The following is an 8,619-nucleotide window of genomic DNA, read 5'->3' as shown; positions in this document are numbered from 1 at the left end:
GGCGCAGATGCGGAACAGGCGGCCGTCGAGCAGTCGCAGCTGCTGGCCTCGCTAATGCTCGCGCACGGCTGGCCCGAAAGCCGGTGCGCCCAAGCCCGCGACGCGCTCGCGGCCTGGATCTACCCTGTCCCGGTGAAGGGGCCGGGTGCCCCGCGGACGCTGCGGGTGACCGTCGGTCCCGACCAGGTCGGCGTAGAGATAACCGACGACAGCCCGGAAGTGACTGTGGTAGAACCTGTTTCGCTGTTTCCGCGCGATCTGACTGCCGAAAACTATCCCGGCACATGGGGATTCCAGCTGCGGCGCCCGGAACCGATTGTCGAGCGCGCGAACCGCTCGATGTGGTTCCAACTCACACCCGATGGTCGCGCTGCCGACGATCTGCCCGCGCAGTGGCGGCCGCCGGGATCGCCCAGCGCGGTCGAGATGGGTGCCACGAATACGCCATCCGGTACGGCAGACGACAATTCACCGGACGGCGGGCGGCACGATCAGACCAACTTCCTGCCGCGTGAGCCCAGGCCGTGGGAACCCGGAAACACAGAGAAGGCAGACACTGCGGATGAGAGGTCGCGCAGAGGCAACTCGGACCGGGTGACTGACGGCCCGGCCAACGCCGCCGGAACGCGCCCGGTCACACCGTGGTCGTCGCCGGCTGAAGTGCTCTCCCCTGACGGGCGTATCAGCCACGCCCACCGGAAGCCGCCGGGAATGCGGGGTATTGCAGACGACTGGGTTCTGTATGACTCTCGCCCACCGGACGAATCGGAAGGCCATGTCGGTTTGATCAGCCTGAGGATGATGAATACGGGAGCGCGTGACCACGAATTGCCTTACAACGACGGTTCCATATCGTCTGGCGACCCGGCCGAACAGGCTGGCGGCGATGGACAACATCTGCCCCCGCTCCATCACCGGGAGCAGATGCGCGGCGTCGACGGATCCGACGGCGATGGCAAACCGACCTCCTCGACGTGGGAAGCGACGCTCGGGCTGTCCGGGAACGTGCACGACGAGCGGCTGGAAGCGTACGACGCATACTGGGCCGCGTATCTCGACTTGTCCTCGACTGATGCCGTCGAGGAGGCGGCGGCATTGCAGCGAGTTAATGGACGCGCGCACGACTGGATCAGCCTGGCAGTGCGAGTGGCGAGCCTGGAATATCGTGCGGCACACGGTGGACTCATCGGCGGCGAATCGGCGGAGTTGGCGGCAGCGCGGGCGGACCTGATCTACACCGGTGGCTGGTTTGCCCCCGGACTGGTACAGCTGGCCAGGCTGCATGGGCGTGAACTCGAGGATGACTGGTCGGCGCGGTGGCAGCAGGCGCGGCTGGCGATGCAGTCGGTGAACGACCTGATCGGCCGCCCGGTGCTGGCAATTCCACACGCTCCCGGCTCGTACATCGTCGATGAGCAGATGCTTGATGTTGCCCCTGCCCCGCGATTCCACCGGTTCGTCAGGCTGGCCGAGCTGCAGGGATACCTGAGTAGGCGACCAGGTGTGGTGACGGCGTTCTGGTGGGATGTCAACGACCACAGTGCGGCCTGGGCGAAGGAGGATGGTGGCCCAGTTCTCGACCTCAATGGCCCGCGCCCGATCGACGACGGCGGCGTGGACCTTGCGGCGCCGCGCCACCTGAGTGCGCTTGTGTTCGGGGCCGACGGCGATCCGGTGTTGCCGTCGGACACAGTTGATCTCGACGCTGCATCGGAGCTCGTGAGCATGCTCACCGGACTCAAGGAATTCGGCCACGATGCGCTTGCGGTTCTGACTGCCCTCGTCGACGGGGAACGCATCGAAGATGTGCATGTCGGTTGGTTGCCGCATCGGTATGGGCAGTTGCGCGAGGTACTAGATCAGGCGCGTCCACGATTTGTCGCAGCCGGACACAGCGACTGGTGGGATCGCTTGCAAGAGGCGTTGGATGAGGTGGCGGATCTCGGCGCGATCGCCTTTTTCCAACGCCTGCGGCCGGATGGCACTCTCGACGTCAGGGGCACCGTCAATCTGGATGGAGAGCTGTGGTTCGACGTGAACCAAATGCCCGGAAGCCCGGTCGCGAATCTGGTCCTAGGCAGTGTGGGGGAGGCCCTATTCAGCGAGATGATGAAGTCGCTCGGCGAGCATGTTGATGTGCTGAGCATCAATGGTTACTTCCCAGGGTTCAGCACCATCAAGGATGTGCAGGCCAGCGTATACGGTCGTTATGCGGTCGATGCCGGCTACTCGGTGGTGACCCTCGGTCAGCTGGAAACGTTCGGCGTACGTCGCGAGGTGATCTTCACCAAACCTGCCCCAGCGGCGAATGGGGAGACGATCGTTCGTCCCTCGGAACCGCGTCCGAACGTGCCGCGCTGGCAGCGGATTGGCGGCTGGTTGCTACGCCGAAGCGACTCACGGAGGCCACCGCCATGAACGCCGCAGGCCTCCGAAACGGAGTTGGCGCAGGTCGAGGGCGAGATCCGTGAGCATCACAATACGAAGCCCGGTGATCCGAAAATGGAGCAACGCCTCATCGAGGGCCCCGGTACGGCGAATTACGAGGGCTGTGGGCGGCAACCGCAGATAATGCAACCAAGGAGTAGCACGAAGGTTGATGCTGACCTTGTGAAGTTGTGCTCGGCGAAACCGACGTGGCCGCGTCACGACCGCACGAGTTTCACTGGACGTGCCGCTACCACCGGCCGTACAGGCAGATGAAGAACAGCGTCAAGCCGACAGTCATCAGGATGTGGCCCGCACCTGCCAGATCTGCCAGCGGTTTGCTCTCGGAACCCCTTGCACGGTGCGCATCCCGATGATGGTCATGGTTGTCACGGCCCACAGGACACCGGCGTTGTAGGTCCAGAAGAACCAGATATACAGCCCACCGGAAGACAGGGTGAACTGTTTCTCCAACCCGATGACGATCAGGAAGAACAGCGTGCCCAACGCCAGCAGGTGGGTGTGCGTGACCGCGAGCTCGGTCTTCCCGGTGAAATTTGGGCCTTGGTGAAGTTGCGGTAGAACAACCCGGACGCCAGGCCGAGCACGGTTTAGAGGACTGCCGCGTAGTAGAGCTGTTTCATCGAGGTTCCTTGTTGCGTAAGTGGACCAGTCGACGGCGAGAGGGGTGAAACGAATCGTTGCGGTCTCTCGCCTGCGCCGCGGTGTCCGATGGTCCCGCTGAATGACTACTCGGCGCCGCGGCTGGTGAAGTCGAAGGGCCCGCTGTCGAGGCCCCAGGAGATGACCCGTTCGGGGTGGATTCGGATGACGGTCTGGCGGTATTGTCAGCCCCCTTTGCCACCACGGGCGGGAACTCGCCGGAGGACAGCGCCGACCAGCGGGCGTACCCTGTTGGCCCTCACCATCTTCGAGATGTTCGACACCATGGCCGGACCGGAAGGCGACCTGTTCGACGCCGTCCCGGTGATCACCGGGATCGCAACCACCGTACTCGGAGCAAACGCATAGGAATTTTCGGCCCGCTCCGGCCCTCGGACCCCGACTCCCTTGGCGTTGCGAAACTAGTCTCCGATCACGATCACGCTTGCCACGAGAGGCACCCCCGTCAATGTCCTGTCCATGACTCGATCTCTCTCCGCATCGCCGTCGTATCATCCTGCTACGGAACATGATCGACGAATTGCCCCTTATGTAACGTGCCGCGCAATAGTTGGGATGATCCCAGCACACGACCTGAAGTTTCAACGATCATCACTCAGTAACCACAGAACAGGACACTCGATGAAAAAGTTCGTCATTGCTACTGTCATGACCGCAGCACTGGCCACACCAGCAGGAATGGCAGCCGCCGCGCCGGTGGCAGCCACAGCTGCTGCGAACCCTGTTGCGGGGTCTACGGGTTCGTCGTCGGGCGACGTGTTCTGTGCCGTCATCATGTTCCTGAAGGGTGGTTGGATCGGGCGGCAGACCGATTGCACGTTCTGACCCAGTACTACAGCCGTACCCTGCAGCGTCCCTGCAGATTTCGACTGTTGGTGCGGTCGTCGGAACATCCTTTGGTGTTCGCTCGCAAAGGGTTTTGACACCAGGTCGGCGGCGGATTCTCGAAGGAGGCTCCATACGACGCGGAGAAGTCTGGTGGGCGGAGCTCGATGAGCGGCACCCAATGGTGTTGCTCGACGGCGACGAGTCGTCTGGTTTCCAGGCGTTGCAGATCGTGCCGCTGTCGGGCATCGAACTCGGCGGATTGGGCATCGAGGTGCAGTTAGGTCCCATTGAGGGTTTGCCATGTCCCGGCGTGGTTCGGCTCGGATTCTCGACTCCGGACTTCGTCTTCTGCACCTGGCTGACCACCGTTGCTGGGGAATCGCTTATCGACTAGGCGATGGTGTTGACCAGGACCAAGCTCGACGAGATCGATCAGGCCCTGCGGCTGTGCGCCGGCTGCGGGAATCGACCCCTGAATCGACGGTCAGGGGTCGACGAGATCAGAAAGTCGCTGCGGCGGGCCGAGTTCCGGAACTGACTGAGATTGCCACGACGATTCAGATTCGGTTAGTGGCCGCCTGGACAATGTCCGGCGGCGGGTTCCGTCCCGTGACGCATTTTTACAAGACCCCGAAACTGGCCGCTGACTAGCGTTCCAGGCCTGAGTGTATTCACAATCCGCGACGATCGGATGGCCGACCGTCGGGGTTGTTGCGCGACACCTGATTTGCGGCAATTCAGCACTGCTAGACCTAGCTCGACCGTCGGTTCCTGGACGCAATCGGTGATCGACCAGATATATCCCGCCGGGAATCTGCCCGTCGATCATGTTCTGTAGCAACAAGATACGACGGCGATGCGGGGAGGGATCGGATCATGAACAGGACATACGAGGGGTCGAAGCTCAAGACGAGCGCAACGGTGATCTGGGATATTGTCCCTAGCCGACAACCCGCCATGCCCGACATCGCCCCTTGCCGCGGTCTGCACGCTCGCGGCCGGTGCAATCGGAGAATCACGGTGGCAGTACTGGCCATCCTCACCTCTGCGGCCGCGATCAGCGGCTGCACGACTACCTCATCACCCGCCCAGTCGTCGTCGGCGACGTCGACCACGATGCCCGCACCCTCTTCGCCGGGTGCGGGCACCCCCTTGCCGTCGGGCAATGGCGCGGGTCCCACCCAGCCAGGTCCTGGCGATGGATCATCCCAGCCGGGCAGCGGCGACGGGAACCCTCCTCCGGTGACGCCCGCCTCACCGGAATCGCCTGCCCCCCCAAACCACGACATCGGTACCCGCACAGCCCAGCTCGAACTCGCACCCGCCATCCGGGACACCGATTGGTGGCGAAGGCCTCAGCGCCCAACAGATCACCGAGCTGCAGAACGCCGTCGACAACGGACATCAACCATGGCGACGAGACCGCATCCAGGTCGCAAAAACCTTCGTACAGAGCCAATTCGGCTGGTCAGACGTACAGGCTGGTCCCGGCGCCCCCACCCATGTATCCGTCACCAACAGCGACGGCAGCATGGTCACCCTGACCCTTACCGAGCCGGCAACTCAAGGCCCCCAGGGAATCTGGGTCGTTCAAAGCGGATGGTGGAGCCGCTAGGGCGACGCTCGTGAGCGACCGGAATCGAACCCACAGCGCTCAGACAATGAGCAGCAGTGCGCGGAAGGAGTGTGTTGTCGCAGCCATTTCGCGGACCAAAGAGACCACACAGGTCCCTAACAGTCCGAGCGGACCTCAGTCCAGCACATCGAGTCCACAAGTATCGCGCGGGTGGGGGCGCGCATCTGGTCGGCCAGGTGTCGGATTGATCCCCACGTGCACAATATCGAGATACTCGGCGGGCCCCGACTCGAAGTGGTTGAGACCCTCATTGCGCTTCAGCTTCTTTCGTAGGCTTGGCGAACAACTTGTAGGTCAGACACGCACTCAGTGGCACACCGACCACGTCGTTGGATTCAGAGCAAAGCGCGATCCCTTCCTGGATAGTCGTCAGGTCCATTACCATGTCCGGGCGTGCGGCCAGGATCACGCTCATCGTGTTCACGATCGCGTCCCGGTCCCGAGGCCCCAGACCGATCAAGGCCGAGATCTTCCGGCGAGTACCGCCGATCAACAGCGGGCGGAAAATCTGCTCCATCCGGCTCGCGATGCATCGGGGGAGCACCAACCTTCCAGCCTATTCACGTCGTCAATCATGGTCGGCAGTTTTTACTTGACGTCCTTCGTCGAAAGTGCGCTCGCCACCATCGCCCGCATCGTGGATCTTGCGCTTATCCTTGTCCGAGCCGAGCGAATCCGAGGTGTAGTTGCATGAGGATCGACCCACCAACCTCTGCTTATTCTTGGCCGGTGTTTCGGCCTCCGGCCGGCTCACCTGCTCTGGTCAGCTATATCGAACAGGCACAGTCCATCTTCCAAAGGCTCGTTGACTTCTTGGCCGATCCGGCAATGACGAAACCTATGCCGATCCCCGATGCTCCGCAGCTCCCGGGCACGGATGCCGCCCCGCCGATCTCGGCCGCTTTCGTCGCGCCTTACTCGACAACCAACGCCCAGCTCGCAAATCATTTGAACACGATGGCTGCAGCCGACCGTGCCACGGCAGTAGTCGTCGAGACGGTCTCCACTGTCGGCGCCACCACCCGGGCACTGCTGAAGGACTTGACCGACGGCCTTCAAGCCGAGTTCGATGCGGCAGCCCAAGCGGCCCCGTACTGGTAGCGAACTCAACTAACGCTCAGGCAACCGAAGATGCACTCGCCGTATCAATCCGGGATGCCCTAGCCGACGGGGAAGTCTATATTGTGCGGGCCTGGGAGTCCGCGAATATACAGGCGTCGGCGCTTCCGGACCTCCCAACGATTCCCCCGAGCCTGTTATCCCCGTTTCAGATACCGCTACGAGTGGACCCCGACATCGGCGATACTCCGATCGGTGACGGTCCGCTCTTCGCCTAGCAAGTGGAGGGGCAGCGAGCCATGTTTATGGCGACCGGTGAGGGGATTCACCTAGAAGTGCTCACCGGATGGTCCTGGGTTCGAACACATTCCGCGGATCGACCCATGGGCGACAGTCGATGATCTTCGCTGACGACTGGACCGAAGATCACCACGGCGTTCGCGGCATGGACGTAGGCGACGAACGGGCCGACTTCCGCCGCCGGGACTCGAGTCCGCACCGCCCGTCACGACCACCGTGTGGTGGCCCCACTGCCGAAGTTGCGCGCGTCCACCCGGATTCTTCGCCCATCCACCTCGTTCGTTGAGGCTCAGCGCAGTTGATGGGTTCTTAAGTCCGTCGGCGCAGCGGAACCGTCAGATAGAGCGCGGCCTGCAGTTCTCAGTACCTTGGCGGATATTGGCGATCCGCTGCTGGGGTACAAAGAATCGCTAGCCCTGGCAGACAAACAGTGATGTGCGAATTGCCAACAGCCCACAAGACGGGATTGAAATGATGCCACGGATTCGCACCTATTATCTTATCGGAGCGGTCACAGCGGGAATGCTGTCCTTCGGAATCAGCTCCGCGACTGCAGCAGTGCCACTGGAGGAGCCAACGGCGGCGACCAACGGTGCAAGTGTTGCCAGCGCTACGGAGTATGGACTGCTCGACCCTTTCGCTTCGTCCGGCGCTTCGGGTTCATCGTCGGGCTCATCGATTCTTCGCCAGACGTTGGTGACTGGCAGCGCCACTCGCTGAGAAGCTCACCATGTGATGGATGAATTCTGTGCACGCGACGGATTCGCCTGTTGTCATTTGATCGAGTGATTACTCCGGACGAGTCCTTCCCATCTCTGGTGACAGGCGACAGCCGCCAGCGGTTATCAATCGATATTCTGGCGCTCGGGATCACGAGTTCCCCTACCCAAACACCTTCGACGATCGAGGTCAATATGCATGGAGACATCAGCCAGCTCGTTGCAATTCTACTGGGCATACGCAACCTACTTTTCCGGTAGCGCCCTAGCTCGGCCAAGGAAATTCATACACGTTCTGGGCAGCCTCCCTCAGGAGTGTTTGTTGAGAGGTACATCTGGTGCGGGCCCGGCCCGCGCCCGCAGAACACCAGCAAGCCCCGGTCTCAGAGCAGAGTCACGGAGATCGTGGGACCGGGTGCTGTGGTGCGTGTTAACCAATCCTCGGCGCGCGCCGAGGAAGTGCTGAATCTGAACGTCCCCGATCCACATGCCGTGAGCAGTTGTGCGGTGCTGACCCGCAAGGGCGGGGCGGGAGGGCTGCGGTTGCGGGTCGGCGACCGGGCAGCTGAGATCTAAGCCACGGCGGTAGGGTTCTGTGCCCGTTGACCTTCCGTGGGGCACGGGTCAGCCGCTTCGAACCGGGTGCGTTTGCTGGTGCACGCGACACCGCTGCGGCTCGTGCGAATCGCGGGCTGCAACGCACAACTGCGCGCTAGCTGTACGAACGGCTCACGAAACCGTCGGGGCGGACCAGCACCGTTCCGTAAGGCCAGCCCTCCACGACGTGCACCGGAACGTCCGCGGCCACGTCGGGATCGGACGTGAGTACACACCACTGCGATCCGATGAGGTCCAGTGTGGACACCCCCTCGGCCACCCACAGGTGCGGCAGACGGGATCCCGGTGACCCGTCGAGGTCGAGGGCGACGTCCTCGGTGGAGGGAAGTTCCGCGCCGCCGTACCGGT

Annotated in this window: 7 protein-coding genes and 1 pseudogene; 5 read left to right on the top strand and 3 right to left on the bottom strand. The window is 62.6% G+C overall.

Annotation, left to right across the window (positions count from 1 at the left end):
- Positions 1 to 2,418: hypothetical protein (locus JWN03_RS23625; protein ID WP_297618982.1), on the top strand; the 2,418-nt coding region annotated here is incomplete at its 5' end.
- A gap of 309 nt (positions 2,419 to 2,727) precedes the next feature.
- Here JWN03_RS23625 and JWN03_RS23620 read toward each other — a convergent pair.
- Positions 2,728 to 2,934: a DUF2871 family protein gene (locus JWN03_RS23620; protein ID WP_297618980.1), complete on the bottom strand. Its 207-nt coding sequence runs from the start codon at positions 2,932 to 2,934 to the stop codon at positions 2,728 to 2,730.
- A gap of 798 nt (positions 2,935 to 3,732) precedes the next feature.
- On the opposite strand from JWN03_RS23620, the gene JWN03_RS23615 reads away from it, so the two are divergent.
- Both JWN03_RS23615 and JWN03_RS23610 read left to right on the top strand, forming a co-directional pair.
- Positions 3,733 to 3,936, top strand: coding sequence for a hypothetical protein (locus JWN03_RS23615; protein ID WP_297618977.1), 204 nt, complete (start codon positions 3,733 to 3,735; stop codon positions 3,934 to 3,936).
- 181 nt (positions 3,937 to 4,117) lie between these two features.
- A complete protein-coding gene (locus JWN03_RS23610) occupies positions 4,118 to 4,333 on the top strand; it encodes a hypothetical protein (protein ID WP_297618974.1) in 216 nt (71 codons plus the stop codon).
- Between the two features lie 1,489 nt (positions 4,334 to 5,822).
- On the opposite strand, the gene JWN03_RS23605 is transcribed toward JWN03_RS23610, so the two are convergent.
- A complete protein-coding gene (locus JWN03_RS23605; RefSeq protein ID WP_297618971.1) occupies positions 5,823 to 6,092 on the bottom strand; it encodes a hypothetical protein in 270 nt (89 codons plus the stop codon).
- A gap of 173 nt (positions 6,093 to 6,265) precedes the next feature.
- Here JWN03_RS23605 and JWN03_RS23600 point away from each other — a divergent pair, with 173 nt between their 5' ends.
- Both JWN03_RS23600 and JWN03_RS23595 read left to right on the top strand, forming a co-directional pair.
- On the top strand, positions 6,266 to 6,676 hold the full coding sequence (locus tag JWN03_RS23600; RefSeq protein WP_297618969.1) for a hypothetical protein: 411 nt from the start codon (positions 6,266 to 6,268) through the stop codon (positions 6,674 to 6,676).
- Between the two features lie 1,400 nt (positions 6,677 to 8,076).
- Entirely contained in the window at positions 8,077 to 8,229 is a 153-nt protein-coding gene (locus JWN03_RS23595; protein WP_297618966.1) for a hypothetical protein, read from the top strand.
- 136 nt (positions 8,230 to 8,365) lie between these two features.
- On the opposite strand, the pseudogene JWN03_RS23590 reads toward JWN03_RS23595, so the two are convergent.
- Positions 8,366 to 8,619, bottom strand: a pseudogene (locus JWN03_RS23590) (hypothetical protein); the annotation flags it as partial.

It is taken from the genome of Nocardia sp., from assembly GCF_025465275.1.
Lineage (GTDB): Bacteria > Actinomycetota > Actinomycetes > Mycobacteriales > Mycobacteriaceae > Nocardia.
Note: the sequence above shows the minus strand (reverse complement) of the source record. Positions and strands in the feature narration are given on the sequence as shown.

Bases quoted from the DNA above. Each gene is read 5' to 3' on its own strand.
- JWN03_RS23615 (WP_297618977.1), top strand. From the start codon at position 3,733: ATGAAAAAGTTCGTCATTGCTACTGTCATGACCGCAGCACTGGCCACA.
- JWN03_RS23605 (WP_297618971.1), bottom strand. From the start codon at position 6,092: ATGGAGCAGATTTTCCGCCCGCTGTTGATCGGCGGTACTCGCCGGAAG.
- JWN03_RS23610 (WP_297618974.1), top strand. From the start codon at position 4,118: ATGGTGTTGCTCGACGGCGACGAGTCGTCTGGTTTCCAGGCGTTGCAG.
- JWN03_RS23600 (WP_297618969.1), top strand. From the start codon at position 6,266: ATGAGGATCGACCCACCAACCTCTGCTTATTCTTGGCCGGTGTTTCGG.